At 72.7% G+C, this 23,618-nt stretch carries 28 protein-coding genes, 1 pseudogene and 1 riboswitch; of the genes and pseudogenes, 15 read left to right on the forward strand and 14 right to left on the reverse strand.

Features of this window, described 5'->3' with window-relative positions; translation table 11 throughout:
• Nucleotides 1-12: 12 nt before the first annotated feature.
• From recO to ACGGAQ_RS30595, 5 genes are all read left to right on the forward strand, one after another.
• A complete protein-coding gene (gene recO, locus ACGGAQ_RS30575) occupies nt 13-888 on the forward strand; it encodes a DNA repair protein RecO (protein WP_355067065.1) in 876 nt (291 codons plus the stop codon).
• Between the two features lie 8 nt (nt 889-896).
• Nucleotides 897-1,697 carry an isoprenyl transferase gene (locus tag ACGGAQ_RS30580; RefSeq protein WP_354862036.1) on the forward strand — a complete coding sequence of 267 codons (801 nt, stop codon included), beginning with the start codon at nt 897-899 and terminating at the stop codon, nt 1,695-1,697.
• 68 nt (nt 1,698-1,765) lie between these two features.
• Entirely contained in the window at nt 1,766-1,951 is a 186-nt protein-coding gene (locus tag ACGGAQ_RS30585) for a hypothetical protein (protein ID WP_121655421.1), read from the forward strand.
• A gap of 213 nt (nt 1,952-2,164) precedes the next feature.
• Nucleotides 2,165-2,365, forward strand: a complete 201-nt coding sequence (locus ACGGAQ_RS30590) for a thioredoxin reductase (RefSeq protein WP_354854685.1) — start codon at nt 2,165-2,167, stop codon at nt 2,363-2,365.
• On the forward strand, nt 2,362-3,123 hold the full coding sequence (locus ACGGAQ_RS30595) for a pirin family protein (RefSeq protein WP_355067066.1): 762 nt from the start codon (nt 2,362-2,364) through the stop codon (nt 3,121-3,123). Before ACGGAQ_RS30590 ends, ACGGAQ_RS30595 begins: the two co-directional genes overlap by 4 nt.
• A gap of 130 nt (nt 3,124-3,253) precedes the next feature.
• Here ACGGAQ_RS30595 and gndA read toward each other — a convergent pair whose 3' ends face one another.
• Both gndA and ACGGAQ_RS30605 read right to left on the reverse strand, forming a co-directional pair.
• Nucleotides 3,254-4,696 carry an NADP-dependent phosphogluconate dehydrogenase gene (gndA, locus tag ACGGAQ_RS30600; RefSeq protein ID WP_393055190.1) on the reverse strand — a complete coding sequence of 481 codons (1,443 nt, stop codon included), beginning with the start codon at nt 4,694-4,696 and terminating at the stop codon, nt 3,254-3,256.
• Between the two features lie 145 nt (nt 4,697-4,841).
• Nucleotides 4,842-5,138, reverse strand: coding sequence for an MTH1187 family thiamine-binding protein (locus ACGGAQ_RS30605; RefSeq protein ID WP_354854679.1), 297 nt, complete (start codon nt 5,136-5,138; stop codon nt 4,842-4,844).
• A gap of 291 nt (nt 5,139-5,429) precedes the next feature.
• On the opposite strand from ACGGAQ_RS30605, the gene ACGGAQ_RS30610 reads away from it, so the two are divergent.
• A complete protein-coding gene (locus ACGGAQ_RS30610) occupies nt 5,430-5,765 on the forward strand; it encodes a hypothetical protein (protein ID WP_393055192.1) in 336 nt (111 codons plus the stop codon).
• A gap of 127 nt (nt 5,766-5,892) precedes the next feature.
• Here ACGGAQ_RS30610 and ACGGAQ_RS30615 read toward each other — a convergent pair whose 3' ends face one another.
• The 3 genes from ACGGAQ_RS30615 to ACGGAQ_RS30625 form a co-directional block, all read right to left on the reverse strand.
• A complete protein-coding gene (locus tag ACGGAQ_RS30615; RefSeq protein WP_393055194.1) occupies nt 5,893-6,693 on the reverse strand; it encodes an energy-coupling factor transporter transmembrane component T family protein in 801 nt (266 codons plus the stop codon).
• On the reverse strand, nt 6,690-8,120 hold the full coding sequence (locus tag ACGGAQ_RS30620; protein WP_393055196.1) for an ABC transporter ATP-binding protein: 1,431 nt from the start codon (nt 8,118-8,120) through the stop codon (nt 6,690-6,692). The genes ACGGAQ_RS30615 and ACGGAQ_RS30620 overlap by 4 nt, the downstream gene beginning before the upstream one ends.
• A 135-nt stretch (nt 8,121-8,255) precedes the next feature.
• On the reverse strand, nt 8,256-8,843 hold the full coding sequence (locus ACGGAQ_RS30625) for an ECF transporter S component (RefSeq protein WP_393055198.1): 588 nt from the start codon (nt 8,841-8,843) through the stop codon (nt 8,256-8,258).
• Nucleotides 8,844-8,920: 77 nt separating this feature from the next.
• A riboswitch (TPP riboswitch) is annotated at nt 8,921-9,025 on the reverse strand.
• Between the two features lie 107 nt (nt 9,026-9,132).
• On the opposite strand from ACGGAQ_RS30625, the gene ACGGAQ_RS30630 reads away from it, so the two are divergent.
• The 5 genes from ACGGAQ_RS30630 (at nt 9,133) to ACGGAQ_RS30650 (ending at nt 14,442) form a co-directional block, all read left to right on the forward strand.
• On the forward strand, nt 9,133-9,963 hold the full coding sequence (locus ACGGAQ_RS30630) for an alpha/beta fold hydrolase (protein WP_393055200.1): 831 nt from the start codon (nt 9,133-9,135) through the stop codon (nt 9,961-9,963).
• Nucleotides 9,964-10,016: 53 nt separating this feature from the next.
• Entirely contained in the window at nt 10,017-10,823 is an 807-nt protein-coding gene (locus ACGGAQ_RS30635; RefSeq protein ID WP_393055202.1) for an aminoglycoside N(3)-acetyltransferase, read from the forward strand.
• Nucleotides 10,820-11,569, forward strand: a complete 750-nt coding sequence (locus ACGGAQ_RS30640) for a sugar isomerase domain-containing protein (protein WP_393055204.1) — start codon at nt 10,820-10,822, stop codon at nt 11,567-11,569. The genes ACGGAQ_RS30635 and ACGGAQ_RS30640 overlap by 4 nt, the downstream gene beginning before the upstream one ends.
• Nucleotides 11,570-11,819: 250 nt before the next feature.
• Nucleotides 11,820-12,323 carry a DUF6328 family protein gene (locus tag ACGGAQ_RS30645; RefSeq protein WP_393055206.1) on the forward strand — a complete coding sequence of 168 codons (504 nt, stop codon included), beginning with the start codon at nt 11,820-11,822 and terminating at the stop codon, nt 12,321-12,323.
• Between the two features lie 106 nt (nt 12,324-12,429).
• Nucleotides 12,430-14,442, forward strand: a complete 2,013-nt coding sequence (locus ACGGAQ_RS30650; protein WP_393055208.1) for an acyl-CoA dehydrogenase family protein — start codon at nt 12,430-12,432, stop codon at nt 14,440-14,442.
• Between the two features lie 72 nt (nt 14,443-14,514).
• Here ACGGAQ_RS30650 and ACGGAQ_RS30655 read toward each other — a convergent pair whose 3' ends face one another.
• From ACGGAQ_RS30655 to ACGGAQ_RS30690, 8 genes are all read right to left on the reverse strand, one after another.
• Nucleotides 14,515-14,682: a hypothetical protein gene (locus ACGGAQ_RS30655; protein WP_393055210.1), complete on the reverse strand. Its 168-nt coding sequence runs from the start codon at nt 14,680-14,682 to the stop codon at nt 14,515-14,517.
• A gap of 386 nt (nt 14,683-15,068) precedes the next feature.
• Complete coding sequence (locus tag ACGGAQ_RS30660; protein ID WP_393055212.1) at nt 15,069-15,677, reverse strand: hypothetical protein; 609 nt, start codon at nt 15,675-15,677, stop codon at nt 15,069-15,071.
• Nucleotides 15,678-15,786: 109 nt separating this feature from the next.
• A complete protein-coding gene (locus tag ACGGAQ_RS30665; protein WP_203150761.1) occupies nt 15,787-16,185 on the reverse strand; it encodes a Fur family transcriptional regulator in 399 nt (132 codons plus the stop codon).
• Entirely contained in the window at nt 16,182-16,481 is a 300-nt protein-coding gene (locus ACGGAQ_RS30670; RefSeq protein WP_007463903.1) for a metalloregulator ArsR/SmtB family transcription factor, read from the reverse strand. The genes ACGGAQ_RS30665 and ACGGAQ_RS30670 overlap by 4 nt, the downstream gene beginning before the upstream one ends.
• A gap of 42 nt (nt 16,482-16,523) precedes the next feature.
• A complete protein-coding gene (locus ACGGAQ_RS30675) occupies nt 16,524-17,390 on the reverse strand; it encodes a metal ABC transporter permease (RefSeq protein ID WP_393055214.1) in 867 nt (288 codons plus the stop codon).
• 2 nt (nt 17,391-17,392) lie between these two features.
• On the reverse strand, nt 17,393-18,154 hold the full coding sequence (locus tag ACGGAQ_RS30680) for a metal ABC transporter ATP-binding protein (RefSeq protein WP_393055216.1): 762 nt from the start codon (nt 18,152-18,154) through the stop codon (nt 17,393-17,395).
• The gene (locus ACGGAQ_RS30685; RefSeq protein ID WP_393055218.1) at nt 18,151-19,101 is read right to left on the reverse strand and encodes a metal ABC transporter substrate-binding protein; all 951 of its coding nucleotides are present in this window, start codon (nt 19,099-19,101) and stop codon (nt 18,151-18,153) included. Before ACGGAQ_RS30685 ends, ACGGAQ_RS30680 begins: the two co-directional genes overlap by 4 nt.
• A 54-nt stretch (nt 19,102-19,155) precedes the next feature.
• Nucleotides 19,156-19,413 carry a hypothetical protein gene (locus tag ACGGAQ_RS30690; RefSeq protein ID WP_363689188.1) on the reverse strand — a complete coding sequence of 86 codons (258 nt, stop codon included), beginning with the start codon at nt 19,411-19,413 and terminating at the stop codon, nt 19,156-19,158.
• Nucleotides 19,414-19,442: 29 nt separating this feature from the next.
• Between ACGGAQ_RS30690 and ACGGAQ_RS30695 the strand changes: the two genes are divergently transcribed.
• The 4 genes from ACGGAQ_RS30695 (at nt 19,443) to dusB (ending at nt 23,019) form a co-directional block, all read left to right on the forward strand.
• Nucleotides 19,443-19,784: an antibiotic biosynthesis monooxygenase family protein gene (locus tag ACGGAQ_RS30695; RefSeq protein ID WP_393055220.1), complete on the forward strand. Its 342-nt coding sequence runs from the start codon at nt 19,443-19,445 to the stop codon at nt 19,782-19,784.
• Nucleotides 19,785-19,808: 24 nt separating this feature from the next.
• Nucleotides 19,809-20,288, forward strand: coding sequence for a hypothetical protein (locus tag ACGGAQ_RS30700; protein ID WP_234587280.1), 480 nt, complete (start codon nt 19,809-19,811; stop codon nt 20,286-20,288).
• Between the two features lie 114 nt (nt 20,289-20,402).
• On the forward strand, nt 20,403-21,782 hold the full coding sequence (locus ACGGAQ_RS30705; protein ID WP_393055222.1) for a glycine--tRNA ligase: 1,380 nt from the start codon (nt 20,403-20,405) through the stop codon (nt 21,780-21,782).
• Between the two features lie 64 nt (nt 21,783-21,846).
• The gene (gene dusB / locus ACGGAQ_RS30710; protein WP_354854646.1) at nt 21,847-23,019 is read left to right on the forward strand and encodes a tRNA dihydrouridine synthase DusB; all 1,173 of its coding nucleotides are present in this window, start codon (nt 21,847-21,849) and stop codon (nt 23,017-23,019) included.
• A gap of 397 nt (nt 23,020-23,416) precedes the next feature.
• Here the strand turns inward: dusB and ACGGAQ_RS30715 are convergent.
• Nucleotides 23,417-23,618: pseudogene (locus tag ACGGAQ_RS30715) on the reverse strand (phytochelatin synthase); the annotation flags it as partial.

Consider the following 23,618-nt stretch of genomic DNA (forward strand, 5'->3'; position numbering starts at 1 on the left):
GAGAATGGTCCGATGGCCGGGTACCGCCGACAGCTCTACCGCGACGACGCGGTGGTGCTGCGCGTGCAGAAGCTCGGCGAGTCCGACCGGATCATCACGCTGCTCACCCGCCGGCACGGCCGGCTGCGGGCGGTCGCCCGGGGTGTCCGGCGCACGATGAGCAAGTTCGGCGCGCGGCTGGAGCCGTTCGGTCACGTCGACCTCCAACTCGCCGGCGACCCCAAGGGCAACCACGGCAGCTCGCTGCACACGGTCAGCCAGGTCGAGGGCATCGAGCTGTACGGCAAGCGGTTCCTCGGGGACTATCCCCGCTACACGGCGGCCAGCGCGATCGCCGAGACCGCCGAGCGGCTGACCCCGGTCGAGCGGGAGCCGTCGCTGCGGCTGTTCCAGCTCACCGTGGGGGCGCTGAAGGCGCTGTCCCGGGGCGAACACGCGACCACGCTGGTGCTGGACGCGTACCTGCTGCGCGGGATGGCTCTCGCGGGCTGGGCGCCGGCGCTGATCGCCTGCGCGGTCTGCGGCACCCCCGGGCGGCACCGCGCGTTCTCCGTGCCGGCCGGCGGCGCGGTCTGCCCGGACTGCCGGCCGCCCGGCGCGGCCCATCCCGCGCCGGCCACCATCGACCTGATGTCCGCGCTGACCACCGGCGACTGGGTGGTCGCCGATGCCACCGAGACCGGTGTACGCCGGGAGTGCAGCGGGCTGGTCGCGGCGCACCTCCAGTGGCATCTGGAACGCGCGCTACGCTCGCTGCCGCTGGTCGACCGGGGCCCCTCGGTCGCCGGCACGGTCCCGCCGCCGGGCGGCGGTGGGGCTGCGATGCTCCGGCCGCGCGGTGACGTCGAGGCCGGTGCGGACGGCACGAGCAGGGAGAGAGCCGAGTGATCCGATCGATGAGGTCCGGCCGGCGGGAGCCGACGCCACCGACGCCGCACCCGTCCGGTGCCCGGCCGCCGGCGCTGCCGAGCGAGGCGGTGCCGAAGCACGTGGCAGTCGTGATGGACGGCAACGGCAGGTGGGCCAAGGAGCGCGGGTTGCCCCGCACCAAGGGCCACGAGGCGGGGGAGCACAGCCTCTTCGACACCATCGAGGGCGCGATCGAGATGGGCATCCCCTACCTGTCGGCGTACGCGTTCTCCACCGAGAACTGGCGGCGCTCGCCCGACGAGGTCCGGTTCCTGATGGGGTTCAACCGGGACGTGATCCGTCGACGCCGCGACCAGCTGGTCGACCTCGGCGTCCGGGTGGTCTGGTCGGGGCGGCCGGGGCGGTTGTGGAAGAGCGTCATCTCCGAGTTGCAGACCGCCGAGGAGATGTCCCGGGGCAACTCGACGCTGACCCTGCAGTTCTGTGTGAACTACGGCGGGCAGGCCGAGATCGGCGACGCCGCCGCGGCGATCGCCCGGGACGTGGCGGCCGGTCGACTGGACCCGTCGAAGGTCACCGAGAAGACCGTCGCGAAATACCTGTACCACCCGGAGATCCCGGAGGTGGACCTGTTCCTGCGGCCCTCCGGCGAGGAGCGGATCTCCAACTTCCTGCTCTGGCAGACCGCGTACGCCGAGTTGGTCTTCCTGGACACGCTCTGGCCGGACTTCGACCGCCGCCACCTCTGGTACGCGTGCGAGCTGTACGCCCAGCGGGACCGGCGGTTCGGCGGGGCGCTGCCCAACCCGGTGGCCCCGACGGTCTGAACGAGGCTTACCCACCCGTCACGCTGGGTATCAGGAACGTCAGAAGCCACTGACGGAGGTGAACCCACATGATCCAGAAGCGCATTGCCCAGTGGGCGGTGATGGCGATCGCGGTGCCGCTGGCCGCGGCCGGCGCCCGCCGGCTCAGCCACACCCTGGAGGCCCGGCGTGGTCCCTCCGGGGCGACCCGGCTGCTGACCAGGGGCGCGGATCTGATCCGCCCGCAGAAGGCCAAGCGCCGCCGGTTCTGGTAGTTCCCGACTCTCCGGCGCCGCCCGCACCAACGCGGGCGGCGCCGTTTCATGTCCGCCGCCCACCCGCTCGGGCGCTGGTGGCGCGGCGGCACTGGTCGGCGTGGGGCCTGCGACCGTTCGCAGGTGGTGGGGGATGGGAGCCGGGTAGGGTCCGAAGGTGGCGGGATGATGGCGGTTGGGGGAGATATGCGGGATCTCCGGTACAAGATGATCATGGCGTTGAACGCGGCGGATCTGGGCGACCCGATCTGCGAACAGGTCGCCGAGATCTGCGCCGAGATCGCCGAGCAGCACTGCGCGGAGTTCGGTCACACGCCGCAGCTGCGCACCGGTGAGATCGCCGAGTTGGTCACCGGTGAACCGGCCCTGACCTGGGCGCCGTCGACCCCCGACGCCGGGCAGCGTGCCTGGTGACCGCACCCGCGCCGTCGGTCGACCTGCGTCGGGCCGAGGACCGGTTCGCCACCCGGATCTCCTGGTTGGACTCCAAGCACTCCTTCTCGTTCTCCCGGCACTACGACCCGGCCAACACCCACCACGGGTTGCTGCTGGTGAACAACGACGACGTGGTCCGGCCCGGCGCCGGCTTCGAGACCCACCCGCACGAGGACATGGAGATCGTCACCTGGGTGCTGCGCGGCTCACTCGTGCACCAGGACTCCACCGGCCACTCCGGGGTGATCTACCCGGGCCTGGCGCAGCGGATGAGCGCCGGCACCGGCATCCTGCACTCGGAGAAGAACGACGCCTGGCGGCTCAACAACCAGGAGCCGCACAGCGACCCCGTGCACTTCGTGCAGATGTGGGTGCTCCCCGACGAGCAGGGCGTCGACCCCGGCTACGAGCAGCTGGAGATCGAGGACGAGTTGCTGCGCGGCGGCCTGGTGCCGATCGCGTCCGGGATGGACCGCTACGACGGCGCGTCCGCGATTCGGATCCGCAACCGGTACGCGACCCTGCACGCCGCCCGACTCGGCCCCGGCGACGAGGTCACCCTCCCGGACGCGCCCTTCGTGCACCTGTACGTGCCGAACGGCACGGTGACCCTGGAGGACAGCGGCCCGCTCGGCACCGGCGACGCCGCCCGGCTCACCATGACCGGCGGCCGGCGGGTGACCGCCGACGAGCCGGCCGAGATCCTCGTCTGGGAGATGCACGCCACGGTCGCCTGACGGGTGCCCGCGCGCACCTGCCGTCGGGTCCCATGATCACGCTCGAACATGGATGTAGTGGCCTCCCGACGTCGGAAGGCCACTACATCATGGATCGAGCGCGATCGTGCGGGGCGCGGCGCGGTTGCGGCTACGCCGGGGACTCGGTCTTCTCGCCGGCCCAGGTGGTGTGGAACGAGCCCTCGCGGTCGACGCGCTGGTACGTGTGCGCGCCGAAGTTGTCCCGTAGGCCCTGGATCAGCGCGGCGGGCAGCCGCTCGGCGCGCAGCGCGTCGAAGTACGCCAGCGACGACGAGAACGCCGGCGTCGGCACCCCCGCCCGGGCCGCGTCGGCCACGACCCGCCGCCAGCTCGGCACGCCGGCCGCGACCGCCTCGGCGAAGTACGGCGCCACGAGCAGCGTCGGCAGGTCGGGCTGCTCGTCGTACGCCTCGCGGATGCGGTTCAGGAAGCGGGCGCGGATGATGCAGCCACCCCGCCAGATGGTCGCCGTGCCACCGAGGTCGATGCCCCAGTTGAACTCCTGGCTGCCGGCCCGGATCTGGTCGAAGCCCTGCGCGTACGCGACGATCTTGGAAGCGAGCAGTGCCCGGCGCACGTCCTCGATGAACGCGTCCCGGTCGGCGACCTGCCACTTCTCACCGGCGTCCGGGAACGCCCGGCGGGCGGCCTCGCGCTGGTCGACGTGCCCGGACAGCGAGCGGGCGAACGTCGCCTCGGCGATCCCGGTGATCGGGACGCCCAGGTCGAGGGCGCTCTGCACGGTCCACCGGCCGGTGCCCTTCTGCTCGGCCCGGTCCTGCACGACGTCGACGAACGCGCGGCCGGTCGCCGCGTCGGTGTGCGCGAGCACGTCCGCGGTGATCTCGATGAGGAAGGACTCCAGCTCGCCGCTGTTCCAGTCGCGGAAGATCTCCGCGATCTCCGCCGGCGTCGCGTTCAGGCCGGACCGGAGCAGGTCGTACGCCTCGGCGATGAGCTGCATGTCGGCGTACTCGATGCCGTTGTGCACCATCTTGACGAAGTGCCCGGCGCCGTCCGGCCCGACGTGCATGCAGCACGGCACGCCGTCCACGTGGGCGGCGATCTTCTCGAACATCGGCCCGAGCTTGGCGTACGACTCGGCGGAACCGCCCGGCATGATGCTCGGCCCGAGCAGCGCGCCCTCCTCACCACCGGACACGCCGGTGCCGCTGAAGTGCAGCCCCTGCGCGCGCAGCGACTCCTCCCGGCGACGGGTGTCGGCGAAGTGGGCGTTGCCGCAGTCGACGATGATGTCGCCCTCCTCCAGCAGCGGCACCAGCTCGTCGATCACGGCGTCGGTGGGCGCACCGGCCTTGACCATCACGATCACCGCGCGAGGCCGTTCCAGCGACGCCACGAAGTCGGCCATCGACTCACCGGGCACGAAGGTGCCCTCGTCGCCGTGCTCGGCGACGAGGCTGCGGGTGCGCTCCGGCGACCGGTTGTGCACCGCCACGGTAAAGCCGTTGCGGGCCAGGTTGCGGGCCAGGTTCCGGCCCATCACCGCCAGCCCGGTCACGCCGATCTGCGCCGTCGCCTGCTCAGCCATTCGTGCCGCCACCTCTCGCCGTCGAACTATCCTGCTGCGACCGTATCGCGGCGCGCGGCATCGTGGGCGAGTCGTCCCACGGCGGGTCACCGCCTGGTCGCGGCCCGTTCGCCCGGGGCGTCCACACCCCGACCGGCAGCCACGCTCAGCCCTGGGCCAGTCGATCCTCCACACGCGCCACCTTCGCGGTGAGCGCGTCGGTGACGCCGGGCCGGACGTCGGCCTTCAGGACGACGCTCACCCGGGGCGCCTGCGCGGCCACCACGTCGACCGCCCGCTTCACCACCGCCATCACCTCGTCCCACTCACCTTCGACGGTGGTGAACATGGCATCGGTCCGGTTGGGCAACCCGGACTCGCGGACCACCCGTACCGCCTCGGCAACCAGGTCACCCACGGAGTCGCCGGCACCGAGCGGGGTGATCGAGAACGCGATCAGCATGCGCCGATCGTGCCAGGAAAATCGGGTGCGTGTCTCATCGGGCGGTGGTTAGGGTTCGGGCATGCGCAACTGACGCCCCACTTCCCGAGCCGGCCCGCCGCCCCGCGATCGCGGTCCGTGCGCTCCCGGGCGTCGCGCGCCTTTGTCCACCGCTCGGCGGTGTTGACCCGGCCCGATCCCCGGTGAGCAGTCCCTTCCCACTCGACCGTCGCGTTGCCACGGTCACCAGCCGATCCGACCGACCGCCGGAGCGCGGGACCGCCGGGAAGGTCGGCACCGAAGGAGGCCCGGATGCCCGCCAGGCGCAATCCGAAGAAGACCCGTACGCCCGCGCCGACGCCGCTGGGCACCGACCCGGCGGCCGGCCACGGCCCGCTCCCACCCACCCGCCCCGACCTCCCGGTCGAACCGATCGAGCCGGCGCTGCCGGCGGCGTTGGTCGAGCCGGCGCTGGCTGTCGACGTGCCGGCGGCGGTCGACGCGCCGACGGTGGACGATCTGCCGCAGACCGCCGGGCGGCCGACGGCACCGACGGCCGGGCCACCGCAGGCCGGCGGTAACCGCTCGGGCGGCGGCCGCAGCCAACGGGCCGGCCAGCCCCGCCGGTACGCCTTCCGCCGGAGCTGACCGACCCGACCCGTCGCGGCGGTGGCACCAAGGTCGGTGATGTGGTGGTCTGCGCAGCGCAGGAGGCCACCACATCACCGATGTGGTGCGGATCGTGTCGACTGGCTGAGCGGGCCGCGCGGCCCGCTCAGCCGATCAGCGGGCGGAAGGTGCCGAGGAGCACGCTTGTGGTCAGGGCTGCTCCGGCCAGCGCGGCCGCCCCGGCGATCAGCAGAGCGTCGGCGAGGCCGAAGCGCTGGCGTCGGGCGACGGTACGGGGTGTGTCGCCGTCGAAGCCGCGCGCGTCCATGGCGACGGCCAGCCGGGTGCCCCGGCGGATCGCCCCGACCAGCAGCGCGAACGCCGTGGACGTGAACAGCCGCAGCTTCGCCACCGGATTGCGTCCGGCGTCGACGCCGCGGGCCCGCCGGGCCATGCTGATCATCTGCCATTCCTGACCGAGCAGCGGCACCAGCCGGAACGCGGCCAGCGACCCGACGGCGAACCGCGCCGGCGCCTTCGCATTCTGGATCAGGGCGTCCGCCAGGTCGGTCGGGTCGGTGGTGGCGAAGACGATCACGCCGGGCAGGGCCACCGCGAAGACCCGCAGCACCAGGCCGAGAGCGGTGCGCAGCACGCCGGTGCTCACCAGCACCGGTCCGGCGTCCAGCAGGACCCGGCCGGACTGGTCGGCGGCGAAGAGCACCAGGGTGACCAGGATGCCGGTGGCGCTGAGCAGCAGGGGCAGGGCCCGCCGGGCCAGCACCCGGTAGCGGACGCCGAACAGCGGCAGGACGGCCAGTTCGACCGCGATGGCGATTCCCGGCGCCACCGGGTCGAGCGTCGCCAGCAGGACGAACGAGAAGATCAGCGCGGCGGCCACCTTCGCCACCGGGTTGCGCCGGGCCAGCGGGGCACCGGGAGCGGCCACCGGCTCGATGCTGATCACCGGGCGCCGTCCGGTGCCCGCTGGAGGGTGACCGTGCGGTCGGCGAGCGCGGCGACGAAGTCGAGGTCGTGGGTGACCGTGACCACCCCGTGCCCGGCGTCCCGCAGGTCGGCGAAGAGGTCGACCAGCTCCCGCCAGGTCCGCCGGTCCTGCCCGAAGGTCGGTTCGTCGCAGATCAGCAGGCGGGGCGCCGTGGCCAGGGCCGTCGCCACGCTCAGCCGCCGCGCCTCCCCACCGGAGAGGGTGTACGGGTTGGCGGCCGCGAGTCGGGTCAGCCGCAACCGGTCCAGCAGCTCCGCGGCGGTCTCCCGGACGGCAGCCTCGGGTTGACCCGTCCGGCGTGGCCCGAGTGCCAGCTCGTCGAAGACGGTGCCGGTGACGAACTGGTGCTCCGGGTCCTGGAAGACCGACCCGATCCGTCGGGCCAGCGCGGGCGCTCGCCAGCGGTGCGGGGGAGCGCGGTGGTCGGCGCCGGCCAACTCGGCCGAGGCGGTGACGCGGCCGGCGCCCGGTTTGAGCAGGCCGCCGAGCAGCAGCGCCAGGGTGGACTTGCCGGCGCCGTTGGGTCCGCGTACGGCGAGTGCCTCTCCGGCGCGTACCGCCAGGTCGGTGGGGCCCAGCCGCGGCGGCAGGCCGAGCCGGTCGGCGGTGAGCAGCAGGTCGCCGGGGGTGGCGGTGGCCGTGCGGGGCGCGATGGGGTGACCGGGCACCCAGACGCCCTCGGCGGCGAGGGCAGCGCCGTGCGCGGCGAAGACCGCCTCGGGCGTCCCGTCCGCGCGGACCCCGCCGCCGGGTTCCAGGACGACCACCCGGTCGACCAGTGGCAGCGCCTCGGCGACCCGGTGTTCGACCAGGATCAGGGTGGTGTCGGCGTCCAGCGCGCCCGCCACCGCGCCCCGGACCAGGGCGGCCCCGTCCGGGTCGAGGTTGGCGGTCGGCTCGTCGAGCAGCAGCAGGCCGGGCCGCAGGGCCAACGCGCCGGCCAGAGCCAGGCGTTGCTGCTCGCCGCCGGAGAGCGCGGCCGTACTGCGGTCGCGGGGGTACGGGAAACCGACCCGCCGCAGCGCTTCGTCGACCCGGGGCCAGATCTCGTCCGCCGGCACGCCCCGGTTCTCCAGCCCGAACGCGACGTCGTCGCCGCTGCGCGCCATCACCAGCTGGGTCTGCGGGTCCTGAAAGACGATGCCGACCCGTTCCCGCGCCTTGCGGGGGTCGAGCCCGTCGATCTCGACGGTGCCCTCCTGCTCACCGGAATCCTCCGGCAGCAGCCCGGCCAGCGCGCTGAGCAGGGTGCTCTTGCCGGCCCCGGAGGGCCCGAGCAGCAGCACCCGTTCTCCGTCCTCGACCCGCAGATCCACCCCGCGCACAGCCCAGGCCCGCCGCCCGGCATGCCGCCACCCGAACCCCCGCAGCAGTACCCCGCCCACCCAACACCCCCTCCCTGCCCCTCCCGGCCGTCTCCCGGCCGTCTTCCCGCCGCCTTCCGCCGGTGATCAAGAGGTTTGCGTCAGAATTCCGGCTTCCGTTGACGCAAACCTCTTGATCACGGGGACAGCGCGCCGTCAGATGAGGGCGCGGTCCCGGCCCACCGGGAAGCGGTCCAGCGCGCCGGTGTTGGCCAGGGCGCGGGTGAGCAGCCAGCCGCCCACGCCGGCGATGATCGTGGCGCTGACGATGGTGAGCAGGGCGTACGGGATGCGGTAGTCGCCCAGCGCGTAGTCGACGTTCCAGACGAAGAAGTCGAACAGCGCCGCGCTGAGACCGGTCAGCGCACCGGCCAGCACGGCGGTCGGCAGCCGGTACGACCGGTACCGGAAGGCGGCGAACGCCAGCTCGGCGCCGATGCCCTGCACGATGCCCTGGGGGATCACCGTGCCAGCCCACTGGCTGCCCAGCAGCGCGGAGACGACCGCGGCCACCGTCTCGCAGTAGAGCGCGGCGCCGGGCTTGCGGATGACCAGGCCGCCGACCACGGCCGGCAGCAGCCAGACGCCGTAGATAAGCGTCTGCGCGGGCGGGAAGAAGGCGAACGCGCCCTCGGTGGCGCTCCAGACCAGGCCCCAGGCCCAGAAGATGACGCCGAAGGCGACCGCGATCACCGAGGCGACCACGATGTCGATGGTGCGCCAACGGCTGGTGGTGTTGTCCATGCTGTGCTCCCAGTTCAGTGGAACGAACCAGGAGAAGACGCACGCCGCGCGCCCGGTGGCACCGGACTCACGGCGCGGCTGGAGGTCGACCGAACTCCCTGCGCTGGCATTACCCAGATCAGGTTCGAGGGTCTGCGGGCGTGCCCGCACTCTCAGCGCTGTGCGCTCCCCTGTCGGATGTGAAGTTGTCTCGCTGACGCTAGCACCGACCAGGGGTAACAGCCCAGCAGGGCGTTCGGCCGCCCGCGCATCAGGGCCGGCGCTCGGCCGGCTGGGTAGGCTGACGATCATGCAGGTCGACGCGCGAGGTCTCACGTTCGAGGTAGGCACCGGCGGCCCGGCCGACGGCGTCCCCGTCCTCCTGCTGCACGGCTTCCCGCAGCACAGCGGGGAGTGGGACGAGGTCGTGCCGGCACTGCACGCCGCCGGGCTGCGCACGTACGCGCTGGACCAGCGGGGCTACTCGCCGGGTGCCCGGCCGGAGGCGGTGGCCGCGTACCGGATTCCGGAACTGGTCGCCGACGTGGTGGCGGTGCTCGACGCGCTCGGTGTGGACGCCGTCCACCTGGTCGGCCACGACTGGGGCGCGATCGTGGCCTGGGCGGTGGCCGCCGCGCACCCCGAGCGGGTCCGTACGTTGACCGCGGTGTCCGTGCCGCACCCGGCGGCCATGGCGCACGCTCTGGGCACCGACCGGGAGCAGAAGGCGCGCTCGTCGTACATCGCGCTGTTCCGCAAGCCCGGCAAGGCCGAGAAGGTGCTGCTGGCGTGGCACGCGACGGCGCTGCGCAAGATGCTGGGCGGGGTGGGTGACGCCTCCCGGGTGGACCGCTACGCCGACCCGATGCGCGAGCCGGGCGCGCTCACCGCCGCCCTGAACTGGTACCGGGCCATGTCCCGCGCCGACCTGGCCGCTGTCGGTCCGGTCGCCGTGCCCACCACCTACGTCTGGAGCGACCGGGACATCGCCATCGGGCGGACCGCCGCCGAGGCGTGCGAGGCCAATGTGACCGGTGACTATCGCTTCGTACCGCTGCCCGGGGTGAGCCACTGGATTCCGGACGCCGCGCCCGCCGCGCTGGCCGAGGCGGTCCTGGCCCGGATCGCCGGGACGGCCTGAGCCGTGCCGTGCCGACGAGCGCCGGGCGGACGAGCGCCGGGGGGAGGGGCGCGGTGACGACGCCCGCCGGCGGGCCGGACACCCGTCGCTCGCTCGCCGCGCAGCTGCGCCTGCTGGGTGTACGCCCCGGCTCGACGGTGCTGGTGCACGCCGGGATGCGCCCGCTGGGCTTCGTCTGCGGTGGGCCGCAGGCGCTGGTGCTCGCCCTGCGCGACGCGCTCGGCCCGGACGGCACGATCGTGGTGCCCACCCACAACCCCGACAACAGTGACCCGGCGCAGTGGCGCAACCCCCCGGTGCCGGTGGACTGGTGGCCGCTGATCCGCGCCGAGATGCCGGGCTTCGACCCGGCGGCCACGCCGAGCCGGCACATGGGCGTGTTCGCCGAGACGGTCCGCTGCTGGCCCGCGGCGCTGCGCAGCACGCATCCCCACGTGTCGTTCGCCGCGCTCGGGCCGACGGCTGAGCAGGTGGTGGCCGGGCACGAGCTGGCGGACATGCTCGGCGAGGGCTCTCCGCTGGCCCGGCTCTACGACCTGGACGCTGACGTGCTGCTGCTCGGTGTGGACCACAGCGTCAACACGTCGCTGCACCTGGCCGAGTACCGCCGTCCGGCGCTGGCCCGCGAGCGACTGGGCGCGGCGGTGCGCACGGCCGACGGTGGCCGCGAGTGGGTGTGGTGGCAGGACGTCCGGCTCGACGCGAGCGACTTCGGCGCGTTGGGCCGGGACCTGGAGGCCACCGGGGCGGTGCGCTGTGGCCCGGTGGGCGCGGGGACGGGGAGGTTGGTACGCCAGCGGGCGGCGGTCGACTTCGCGGTGCAGTGGATGGCCCGCAACCGGACGACGGAGGACGCATGAGTGTGAGCGCCGAGGACTACCTGGCCGTGGTGACCGAGACGATCGGCCGGGTGGCCGCCAGCCAGCGGGATGCGGTCCGGCGGGCCGCCGATCTGATCGCCGAAGCGGTACGCGTCGACGGCGTGGTGCACGCCTTCGGCACCGGGCACTCGGAGGCCCTCGCCATGGAGATCGCCGGTCGGGCGGGTGGTCTGGTGCCCACCAACCGGATCGCGCTACGTGACCTGGTGCTGCTCGGCGGCGAACCGGCCGATCGTCTCGGGCCGCTGCTGGAGCGGGACCCGGCGGTGGCGCACCGGCTCTGGGAGCTGGCCCCCGTACGCCCCGCAGACGTCTTCGTGCTCGCGTCGAACTCCGGGGTCAACGGCGCGATGGTCGAGTTCGCCACGCTGGTCAAGGAGCATGGTCACCCGCTGGTGGCGATCACCTCGGCGCAGCACTCCGGCCGGATGACGTCCCGCCACCCGTCCGGGCGCAAGCTGGCCGACCTCGCCGACGTGGTGCTCGACAACGGCGCACCGTACGGCGACGCGACGCTGCCGCTGCCCGGCGGTGGCGCGGTCGGCGCGGTCTCCTCGATCACGGCGGCGCTGCTGGCGCAGCAGGTCACCGTGGAGGTCGTCGCCCGGCTGCTGGCGGCGGGGGAGCGGCCCCCGGTCTACCTGTCGGCGAACATCCCGGACGGCGACGCGCACAACACGGCCCTGGAGGCCAAATACGCCGGCCGGATCCGCCGCGGCTCCTGACCCCCGGCGGCGCGGGCGACGGCGCGACGCGGGCAGCCGGCATGCGCGGGCGGGCGACGGTACGGCGGGTGGCGCGGGCGGTCGGCTTGGGGCCGGCGGGCGACGGTACGGCGGCCGGGCGATGACCGGCAGGCGACGGGGAGATGGCCGGAACGTGTCGTGAACCCGTTTCGCGCTCGGCCGTGTGGGGCATTGGCGTTGCTGCCGGCGGCCGGGACCGCCGGCAGTACCGTCTGACCGGAGGTAGCGCGTGTCCAAGGAGACCGAGAAGCAGCGTTGGCAGCGCAACTTCGCCGACCTGTTGCAGGAGCTGCGGGTCGCCCAGACGGGCGTGCAGATCCTCTTCGCCTTCCTGCTCACCCTGCCGTTCAGCAACGGGTTCACCCGGACCAGCGAGTTCCAGCGGGACGTCTACATCGTCGCGCTGCTCGCCGCGGCCGCCGCCACCGCGTTGATCATCTCGCCGGTGGCGTTCCACCGGGCGCTGTTCCGTCAGGGGCGTAAGCCGGAGCTGGTGCGGTTCGCGCACCGGATGGCCACTGGCGGCCTCGCCTTCATGCTGATCGCGATGGTCAGCGCGGTGCTGCTGATCACCGACTTCGTGCTGGACCGGCCGATCGCGTTCGTGCTCAGCGCGCTGGCCGGGCTGTGGTTCCTCGCGTTCTGGGTGATCCTGCCGTTCGCCCGCCGCAACTGGGGTGAGGACGACATCGACGACGACGATGACGACCCGGACACCCTCACCGTCGGCTGATCCCTGTCGATCTTCACGCAGCGCTACCCCTGGGTAACAACCGGGGGTAGCGTGACGGTAGTCGCGCACGTCGACGCAGCCGCAACCGAGGTTCGAGGGGGCAGCCGTGACCACGACGCAGGACGGCCGACCGGCACCGGACGGCCCCGACTCCGAAGCCGTGGCGGGCAGCGCCGCGCCGGGCAGCACCGGGCCGTTGCCGGCGGAGGCGGGGCAGGTCTCCGAGAAGGAGGCCCGGCAGGTCGCTGAGGCCGCCCGGGAGTCCACCTGGGATCGGCCCAGCTTCGGCAAGGAGTTGTTCCTCGGGCGGTTCCGGCTCGACCTGATCGATCCCTGGCCGCGCTCCGACCCGGACGACGTGGCCCGCGCCGAGGAGTTCCTTGGTCGGTTCCGCGCCTTCCTCACCTCCGAGGTGGACGGCGCAGCCATCGAACGGGACGCCTCCATTCCGGACTCCGTGTTCCACGGGCTGGCCGACCTCGGCGCGTTCGGCATGAAGATCGACCGCAAGTACGGCGGCCTCGGGTTGAGCAACCTGCACTACTGCCGGGCGCTGATGCTGGCCGGCTCGGTCAGCCCGGCGATCGGCGCGCTGCTCTCGGCCCACCAGTCGATCGGGGTGCCGCAGCCGCTGAAGATGTTCGGCACCGCCGAGCAGAAGCAGCGCTTCCTGCCCCGGCTCGCCGCGGGCGAGGTCTCCGCGTTCCTGCTCACCGAGCCGGACGTGGGCTCCGACCCGGCCCGGCTCGCCACCACCGCCGAGCCGACCGAGGACGGCACCGGCTACCGACTCAACGGGGTCAAGCTCTGGGCCACCAACGGCATCGTCGCGACCCTGCTGGTGGTGATGGCCCGGGTGCCCGCCGCCGAGGGTCGGCGCGGCGGGATCACCGCGTTCGTGGTGGACGGCGACAGCGTGGGCATCACCGTGGAGCGGCGCAACGAGTTCGTCGGCCTGCGCGGTCTGGAGAACAGCCTGACCCGGTTCCACGACGTGTTCGTGCCGGCGGAGAACGTCATCGGTGGTGAGGGCAAGGGGCTCAAGATCGCCCTGACCACGCTGAACACCGGTCGGCTCTCGCTGCCGGCCATGTGCGTGGGCGCCGGCAAGTGGTCGTTGAACGTGGCCCGAGGGTGGGCCGCCGACCGCGTCCAGTGGGGCCGGCCGGTGGGCGAGCACGAGGCGGTCGCCCAGAAGCTCTCCTTCATCGCCGCCACCACGTACGGCATGGAGACCATGCTCGACCTGTGCTGCCTGCTCGCCGACGACGACCGCAACGACATCCGGATCGAGGCGGCGCTGGTCAAGCTGTACGCCAGCGAGATGGCCTGGAAGATCGCCGACGAGCTGATCCAGATCCGGGGCGGGCGCGGCTACGAGACGGCCGACTCGCTGGCCGCCCGCGGCGAACGCCCGGCCAACGTCGAGCAGGTGCTCCGCGACCTGCGGATCAACCGGATCTTCGAGGGCTCGACCGAGATCATGCACCTGCTGATCGCCCGGGAGGCGGTCGACGCCCACCTCTCGGTGGCCGGCGACATCATCGACCCGGAGGCGGGGCTCGGCCGCAAGGCCCGCGCCGGCGCCCGTGCGGGCGCGTTCTACGCGAGGTGGCTGCCGACCCTCGCGGTCGGCAAGGGCCAGAGCCCGTCGGCGTACGCCGAGTTCGGGCCCCTGGCCGCGCACCTGCGCCAGGTGGAACGGTCGTCGCGCAAGCTGGCCCGGTCGACGTTCTACGCGATGTCCCGCTGGCAGGGAAAGATGGAGCGCAAGCAGGCGTTCCTCGGGCGCGTGGTGGACATCGGCGCGGAGTTGTTCGCGATGTCCGCCGTCTGCGTCCGGGCGTCCGCCGAGCGCGACACCCGGCCGGAGAACGTCGAGCTGGCCGACCTGTTCTGCCGGCAGGCCCGGGTCCGGGTGGACGCGCTGTTCACGGCACTCTGGGACAACACCGACTCCGTCGACACCGCCGCGGCCAAGCGGATCCTCGCCGGTCGCTACGCGGGCCTGGAGGAGGGGGTCGTCACCCCGTCCGACGAGTTGCCCTGGGTGGCCCGCTGGTCGCCCGGCCCGTCCACCGCCGAGGACGTCCGCCGCCGCATCCCGCCGAAGCCGTAACCCCCCCCGACGCGGCCCGCCCCGCCTGGTCGCGCTGGTGCGGGTCCGGGACGCGATGGGCGTCGCGCGGTGTCAGCGGGCGATCGCCCAGGCCAGCACGCCCGCCAGGATCAGACCGTTGAGCCCGGCCAGGGCGAGGTATGCCGCAGGTGGGATCTTCTTGCCCCGGCGGACGAGGGAGACCAGGACAGCGGCGTAGCCGAGCAGCAGTACGGCGATGACGATCAGGAAGTAGAACACCCGAAGACCTTAACGGCCTGGATACCGCCGGCAGGCTGCGGCAGGCCCGGGGCAGCAGGCCACGCGCAGCGGGGCGTGGCGGTCGGGGTCAGGGCCGGGGTACGGCGAGCCCCCGGACGCGATCGCCGCCGGGCCTAGACGAATAAGTCCGCACTCAAGACGGGGCTGGGGCCGCGGCGAAGGGCGCGGGTCATCCGCTGTGGCTGCCCGCCGTTTTGATGTGCTGCTGAGCGGTATTCCTCAGAGGTATGAATATGACTCTGAGGTATATCGCTTACTACCGCATCCGCCCCCATGGAGGTGACCGAGGGTCACCGCCGGCCGCCGGCTGCGCCCACCCCCCAGCAAAGGTCAGGAATTATCCGTCTAGGCAGACGACAGCCGGCTCAGTGGCCTCTGCTGCGCAGGCCGAGTTGGCGTAGTTCCAGCGCGGCCAGGGCGTCGACCGTGTCGTCGTCGCCACGCCGCCACGCCTCGGCGACGTCCGGCGCGATCCGGGTCAGCCGGCCCAGCGGCTGGGTGGCCAGCGCGCGCAGAGCGAGCAGGTCCCGCCCGGCCGGCCCGGCGGCCAGCTTCGCGGCCGATCCGGCCCGGCGCATCCAGCGCAGCCGCAGCGGCAGCCAACCGAACAGCACCAGGCCGAGCGGAAAGATCAGCACCGCGACGGTGAGGGCGAGGGCGAGCTGGTCGACCAGGTGCTGCTGGTCGCGGCCGGCGTCGGCGAGACCCCGCGCGGCGTCGGCGGCCCGCTGGAAGGGCGCGGTCAGCTCGTCACCGACCAGCGGCACCCGCCGGACCTTGCCGCCGGCGTCGGCGAGGTTGTCGGCGAGGCCACTGCCGGCGCCCTCCAGCTTCTGCCCGGGTACGGCGAGCTTCTGCACCAGGTCGTGCAGCCACAGCGCACCGCGGATCGCGACGTACACCCAGGCGACGACGAGCAGGTCGGTGAGCAACTGGCGGGCGGCGGTCGGAAACCGATCGGCGTAGATCTTCACGCCGGACAGCGTGCCACGAACGGTCCCCGCCCGGCACCCGGCGATCAGGCGAGCCGCAGGCCCTCGAACACCGGCTAAACGGGGCTGAACCGAAGGTCTGCCACGGTGGTCAGCGGACGCAGGCCGGGCAGGTGCCGAAGATCTCCAGGGTGTGGCTGACGTCGGCGTAGCCGTGCTGCGCGGCGACCCGGTCGGCCCAGCTCTCCACCGCGGGGCCGGCCACCTCGACCGTACGCCCGCAGGCCCGGCAGACCAGGTGGTGGTGGTGCCCCTCGCTGCACCGGCGGTAGAGGTGTTCGCCGCCCGGCGGGCGCATCACGTCGATCTCGCCCGCGTCGGCCAGCCCTTGCAGGGTGCGGTAGACCGTCGTGAGGCCGACCCGCTCACCGCGCTGCCGGAGCATCGCGTGCAGGTCCTGGGCGCTGTGGAAGCCCTCCATCTCGCCCAGCAGCGCGCTCACCGCCGAGCGCTGCCGGGTGTTGCGCACCGCGGCGCCGCTCTCGCTCATGATCCCTCCCCGGCATGACTGACCGCGTCCGCCACGATGTGCGCGACGTGCTCGTCGACGAGGCTGTAGGCGATCTCCCGGCCCCGGCGGGAGCCCCGCACCACGCCCGCTCCGCGCAGCACCCGCAGGTGCTGGGACACCAGCGGCTGTGCCGCGCCCAGCTTCTCCACCAGCTCGTGCACGCACCGCTCGCCGCCGGCCAGCTCGCTGACGATGGCCAGCCGGATGGGCGCCGACAGGGCCCGGAGCAACTCGCTGGCTCCGTCGAAACCCTCGTAGCCTGTTGCGCTGGTCATCTTGCAACGGTAACCAATACCACCGACATCCGCCGATCAGGCTCAGTGCAGAACGACCTCGTGCGGTTCCGGCGCCGGTACGGGGGCCGGCGCGGTGCGGCGGCGTACCGCCCGCCAGAGCGCGCCGGCCACGGCCACCACCAGGAACGAGGCGATCGCCAGCAGCACCACCGAGGCGCCGGGCGGGGTGTCGGCGGTGGCCGCCACCCAGACGCCGGAGCCGGCGGCGAAGAACCCGAGCGCCATCGCGGCGGTCATCGTGCTGCGGAAGCCCCGGGTGACCTGCTGGGCGGTGGCCACCGGCACCACCATCAGCGCGCTGATCAGCAGCACCCCGACGGCCCGCATCGCGATGGTCACCGTGACCGCGGTGGTGACCGCGATCAGCAGGTTGAGGGTGCGTACCGGGAGGCCGGACACGCGGGCGTACTCCTCGTCGTGGCTGATCGCGAAGAGCGCCGGCCGCAGCACGATCATGGTGACCAGGATCGCCGCGCCGAGCACTCCGACGGTGATCAGGTCGGTGGTCGAGGTGGAGAGCAGAGACCCGAACAGGTAGGCGTTGAGGTTGGCGCTTGTCGCGTCCGAGAGGCCGACCAGCAGTACGCCGCCGGCGATGCCGCCGTAGAAGAGCAGCGCCAGGGCCAGGTCGCCGGACGTCCGCCCGCGAGCGCGGACCACCTCGATGGCGATCGCGCCGACCGTGGCGACGATCACCGCCACCAGCACCGGCGAGCGGTTGAGGAGCAGGCCGGCCCCGACGCCGGTCAACGCCACGTGGCCGATGCCGTCGCCGATCAGCGTCAGTCGGCGCTGCACCAGGTAGATGCCGAGCGCCGGCGCGGCCAGGCCGATCACCAATGCGCCGATCAGGGCGCGCTGCATGTAGGGGTACTGGAAGAGTTCCATGGTCAGTTGCTCCACAGCCCGGCGGGCTCGTCGGGACCGTGCGGGTGCACGTGGTCGTGGTCGGGCTCCGCGTGGTGGCCGGCCGGGTCCGGAACCGGGCCGTCATGACAGACGCCGCCCTGGTGGACGACGACCGCCCGGCTGATCACCGGCCGCAGCGGGCCCAGCTCGTGTGCCACCAGCAGCACCGTCCCGCCGTCGGCGACGAAGTCGCGCAGCGCGCCCGCGAACGCCTCCTGGCTGGCCGCGTCCACGCCGGCGGTGGGCTCGTCGAGGATCAGCAGCTCCGGCCGGCCGGCCAGCGCACGGGCGATCAGGGTGCGCTGCTGCTGACCGCCGGAGAGGGTGGACACCGGGTCGGTGGCCCGGTCGGCGAGCCCGACCGCGCGCAGGGCCGCATCGACGGCTGCCCGGTCGGCCGCGCCGGGCGGGCGCAGGATCCCCCGGCGGGCCAGCCGGCCGGAGGCCACCACCTCGCGGACGGTGGCGGGCACCCCTGACCCGGCGCCGAGGCGCTGCGGGACGTACCCGATGCGCTGCCACTGGCGGAACTGGCGCAAGGGCCGGTCGAAGAGGGTGATCGAGCCGGCGCTGAGCGGCACCAGGCCGAGGATCGCGCGGATCAGCGTGGACTTGCCGGAGCCGTTGGCGCCGAGCACCGCGACCACCTCCCCGGCGGTGACGGTGAGCGAGACGTCCCGGAGCACCGGGCGGCCGTCGTAGCCGACCGCGCCGTGCTCGACGGTGATGACGGGGGTGCTCACGAGCAGCTCAACGCCGTCCGCAGGGTCTGCAGGTTGGTACGCATCACCGAAAGGTAGTCCGAGCCACTGCCTGCTGCGAGTCCTTCGATCGGGTCGAGCACCGCGGTCTTCGCGCCGACCTGACCGGCGATGGTCTCGGCGACCTTCGGGCTGACCAGCGCCTCGAAGAAGATCGTGCTCGCGTGGTGCTCCTTCGCCTCCTCGATGACCCGGGCGAGCCGCTGCGGCGAGGGCTCGACGTCCGGGCTCAGCCCGGTGATGCCGACCTGGTCGAGCCGGTAGCGGTCGGCCAGGTAGCCGAACGCGGTGTGGCTGGTCACGATCTCCCGCCGCTGGCAGGTCGCGAGGCCCTGGGTGAACTCGCCGTCGAGGGCCGTCAGGTCGGCGCGCAGCGCCGTGGCCCGGGAGGTGTAGTCGGCGGCGTGGTCCGCGTCGACCTCGCCGAGCCGCTGGGCGAGCTGGTCGCCGATGGCGGCGAGCCGGGTCGGGTCGAGCCAGACGTGCGGGTCCTTGGCGTGAGCCTGCTGCTCCTCGCCCTGCTCCTTTTCGCCCTCGTGGTTGTGGCCGCCGGCGCTCGCGTCCAACAGCGGCTGCACGCCGGCCACGTCGAACACCGGGGCGTCGTCGTCCTGCGCGACCGTCTCGTCCACCGCAGGCTGGAAGCCCTTGAGGTAGACGATCAGCTCGGCCTCGGTGACCTGGCCGACCTGGCGAGGGCTCAGCTCCAGGTCGTGCGGCTCGGCGCCGGGCTTGGCCAGGTTGGTCACGTGGACCGCGTCACCGCCGACGCGCTCGGCGAGGAACTGGAGTGGGTAGAACGCGGCCACCACGTCGACCCGTTGGGGATCGGCGCCGGCCGCGCCGCCGATGGAGCACCCGGCGACGGCGCCCAGGGCGAGCAGGGCGGTCGCGGCGGCCAGGACGCGGGACGTGGTGCGGTTGGTCATGTCCCCAACTGTCCGTGGTAACGACAATGATTGTCAAAAACGCATGCTTGCATGTCAGAGCAGCTTCGCCAGACCCACCGTGACCAGCAGGGTCAGCATCAGCAGCCGGATCAGCCGGGTCTGCGGCGCCTGAACCGGCCAGGTGGTCGCCAACAGGGCGATCAGGGCGGCGGCGAGGGTCAGCGTCAGCAGCCCGCCGACCACCCCCGGCGTGAAGAACGCCACCAGCACCACCACCAGGGTGAGCAGGAACACCGACGTCGGGTTCGCCCCGGCCAACCTGGCCAGCAGAGGGCGCTGCGTACGCTGCATCCCACAGACTCTACGAGGAGGAACCCCCGGTGCTGGTGACCAACCGGTTCGTGGTCGACGTCGATGTCGCCGACGGCTTCACCGAACGGGCGCACGCCGCCCTCACCGCGCTGGCCGCCTGCCGCGGTTACCTGCGCGGCCAGCTGGTCCGGGCCCTGGACGACCCCCGGTACTGGTCACTCGTCACCGAGTGGGAGTCGGTCGGCACCTACCGGCGGGCGCTGGGCGCCTTCGAGGTCAAGGTGACCGCGGTGCCGTTGCTCGCCGAGTCGGTCGACGAGCCGTCCGCGTACGAGGTGCTGGCCAGCGCCGCGCCCGGGGGAGCCGTGGTGGTCGCCGAGAGTGATCGGGCCGCTGGTCCTTACCGCTGAGCCGGCGGGCACTACCCTGCTCCTATGACCGCACCCGCCCCGCCGCCCGGTCCCGGTGTGGCTCCGCCGTTCGCCGCGCCGCCCACCGAGGGCCGCCGGACCCGGCTCTGGATCGGCCTCGGCGTCGGCGCTCTCGCCGTGCTGCTCTGCTGTGGCGGAGGAGGCACGGCCGTCGTCGGCCTGGCCGTGAGTGGCGTGCAGGCGGTCCGCGAGCAGGGCCGCACGGTGACCGGCGACTACTACCAGGCGCTCGTCGAGCGTAACTACGGCCGGGCGTACGACCAGCTCTGCGACGACGCGCAGCGGCGCGAATCCCGCCCCGAGTTCGAGCGGCGGGCGGCCGCCGAGCCGCAGGTCACCGCGTTCCGGGTGGGTGAGGTGGACACCACCAACCTGACCGTCCCGGTCGACGTGACGCTCGACGGCGGCGACCGGGAGCGACAGCAGGTCAGCCTGGGCCAGGACGGTCAGACCGGCGGCATGGAGGTCTGCGGGGTGAGCTGACCCGCCCCCGGTATTCTGCTGGGCTCGGGACGCCGGTGGTCGTACCGTTGTCCCGAGCCGACCGATCCATCCACATCTCGCCCCCGCCGACCGCCAGCCGGCGTAGGAGGAAACATGCCAGCCGACCGTATCGACGCCGTCGTCAGCCTCGCCAAGCGCCGAGGCTTCGTCTTCCCCTCCAGCGAGATCTACGGAGGCACCCGATCGGCGTGGGACTACGGTCCGCTCGGCGTGGAGCTGAAGGAGAACGTCCGCCGGCAGTGGTGGAAGACCATGGTCCAGCAGCGCGACGACGTCGTCGGCCTCGACTCCGCGGTGATCCTGGCCCGCAAGGTGTGGGAGGCGTCCGGCCACATCGCCGAGTTCGTCGACCCGCTCACCGAGTGCCAGTTCTGCCACAAGCGGTTCCGGGCCGACCACCTGGAGGAGGCGTACGAGGCCAAGCACGGCCACCCGCCGGCCTCGCTCGCCGAAATCAACTGCCCCAACTGCGGCAACAAGGGCACCTTCACCGAGCCGAAGATGTTCAACGGCCTGATGAAGACCTACCTCGGCCCGGTGGAGAGCGACGAAGGGCTGCACTACCTGCGCCCGGAGACCGCGCAGGGCATCTTCGTCAACTACAAGAACGTCGAGACGGTCGCCCGCAAGAAGCCGCCGTTCGGCATCGCGCAGACCGGCAAGTCGTTCCGCAACGAGATCACCCCGGGCAACTTCATCTTCCGGACCCGCGAGTTCGAGCAGATGGAGATGGAGTTCTTCGTCGAGCCGGGCACCGACGAAGAGTGGCACGAGTACTGGCTCCAGCAGCGCTGGAACTGGTATCTCGACCTCGGGCTGTCGGCGGACAATCTGCGCCTCTACGAGCACCCCAAGGAGAAGCTCTCGCACTACTCGAAGCGCACGGTGGACATCGAGTACCGCTTCCAGTTCGGCGGGACCGAGTTCGCCGAGCTGGAGGGTGTCGCCAACCGCACCGACTTCGACCTCTCCACGCACAGCAAGCACTCCGGCGTCGACCTGTCGTACTTCGACCAGACCAAGGGCGAGCGCTGGATGCCGTACGTCATCGAGCCGGCCGCCGGTCTGACCCGCGCGGTGCTCGCCTTCCTGCTGGAGGCGTACGACGAGGACGAGGCGCCGAACACCAAGGGCGGCGTGGACAAGCGCACGGTGATGCGCTTCGACCCGCGGCTGGCCCCGGTGAAGGTGGCGGTGCTGCCGCTGTCGCGTAACGAGGCGCTGTCGCCCAAGGCGAAGGACCTCGCCGCGCTGCTGCGCAAGCGCTGGGTGGTGGAGTTCGACGACTCGCAGGCGATCGGCCGCCGCTACCGCCGGCAGGACGAGATCGGCACCCCGTTCTGCGTCACCGTCGACTTCGACACGCTGGACGACAACGCCGTGACGGTGCGGAACAGGGACACCATGGGCCAGGAGCGCGTCTCGCTGGACCAGGTCGAGCGTTACCTGATCGAGCGCCTCCCCGGCTGCTGAGACGGTGGGCACGGGGCCCCGGCCGACGCGGAAAGCGCCGGTCGGGGCCCCGTACACTTGTGCGGTGACCGCCTCGACCGTTCCCGCGCTGCGCCCGTTGGCCCTCGGGCCGTACCAGGTGTCGCCGCCGGTGGTGCTCGCGCCGATGGCCGGGATCACGAACGTCGGATTCCGCCGGCTCTGCCGCGAGCAGGGCGGCGGCATCTACGTCTGCGAGATGATCACGACCCGTGCGCTGGTCGAGCGCAACCCGAAGACGCTCCGCATGATCGCGTTCGGCGACGACGAACAGCCGCGCAGCCTCCAGCTCTACGGCACCGACCCGGAGGTCACCGCCGCCGCCGTGCGGATCGTCGTCGAGCGCAACCTGGCCGACCACATCGACCTCAACTTCGGCTGCCCGGTCCCCAAGGTCACCCGGCGGGGCGGCGGCGCGGCGCTCCCGTGGCGACGCCGGCTCTTCGCCCGCCTGGTGCGGGCCGCGGTGGACGCCGCCGCACCCTCCGGGGTGCCGGTCACCGTGAAGATGCGCAAGGGCATCGATGACGACCACCTGACGTACGTCGAAGCGGGGCTCGCCGCCCAGGACGCCGGCGTCGCCGCGGTGGCCCTGCACGGGCGTACGGCCGCCCAGCGCTACTCGGGCACCGCCGACTGGGACGCGATCGCCACCCTGAAGCAGGCCCTCGACGTGCCGGTCCTCGGCAACGGCGATATCTGGGAGGCCGACGACGCGCTGCGGATGGTCGCCCACACCGGGGTCGACGGCGTGGTGGTCGGCCGTGGCTGCCTCGGCCGCCCGTGGCTCTTCGCCGACCTGGAGGCCGCCTTCAACGGCCGGCCCGAACGGCGACTGCCCACCCTCGGCGAGGTGGCGGTGACCATGCGCCGGCACGCCGAGCTGCTCGTCGACCAGTTCGTGGCCGGCGCCCGCAACCCCGCCCGGGGTGAGCGCGACGGCTGCACCGACTTCCGCAAGCACGTCGCCTGGTACCTGAAGGGCTTCCCCGTGGGCGGCGAGCTGCGCCGTTCGCTGGCGATGATCGAGAGCCTGGCCCAGCTCGACGACCTGCTCGGCAAGCTCGACCCGGCGGAGCCGTTCCCGGTGGCCGCCCTGGGTCAGCCGCGCGGGCGTACCAACTCGCCGGGCAAGGTCTTCCTCCCGGATGGCTGGCTGGCCAGCCGGGACGACGACACCGTCCCCGAGGGCGCCGAGATGGACGACTCCGGCGGCTGACCCGCAACCGGCTGTGTGCGATGGCGCGCGGGCGGCCTACCGAGGCCCCGTCGGACCATGCGCCCGAGCCGCCGGTCGTGCGTGCCAACGCCCACGCGAAGGCCGATGTGGCTCGGAGCGGCGAAGGGGCCGCCTCACCCGTCTCCGACCGCGCCGCCGCAGCCTGAACGCACAGATCTTGGACAGGTTCCGTTAGCCGATAACGGAAACTGTCCAAGATCTGCTCATGTCTTAAGCAGGTGGGCCGAGGAACCGGGCCACTCGGCGCGGGGGCGGGGCGGAGGCGCGCTTCGTGCCTGCCTCGCTGCCGGCTGACGGCATGCCGAAAGGGCCGGGCCCCGTGGTGGGGTCCGGCCCTTGTCGGTGGTGGTGCTGGGGTGTGGTGGTGCTGGTGGGGTCAGCTGGTGGCGTAGCCGCGGGTGGCGATCCAGTCGGCGAGGTGTTCGACGGTGATGTCGTAGGAGGCGGTGTTCGGGTCGGCCGAGTCGGCGATCCGGACGATGGTGCCGTTGTCGCGGTAGCCCACGACGCTGATGTAGTGCCCGCCTTCGAACGAGTGGATACCGCCGTCGGTGTCGGTGCTGGTGCCGGCGATGTTG

This window comes from Micromonospora sp. NPDC047557 (assembly GCF_043205095.1).
Lineage (GTDB): Bacteria > Actinomycetota > Actinomycetes > Mycobacteriales > Micromonosporaceae > Micromonospora.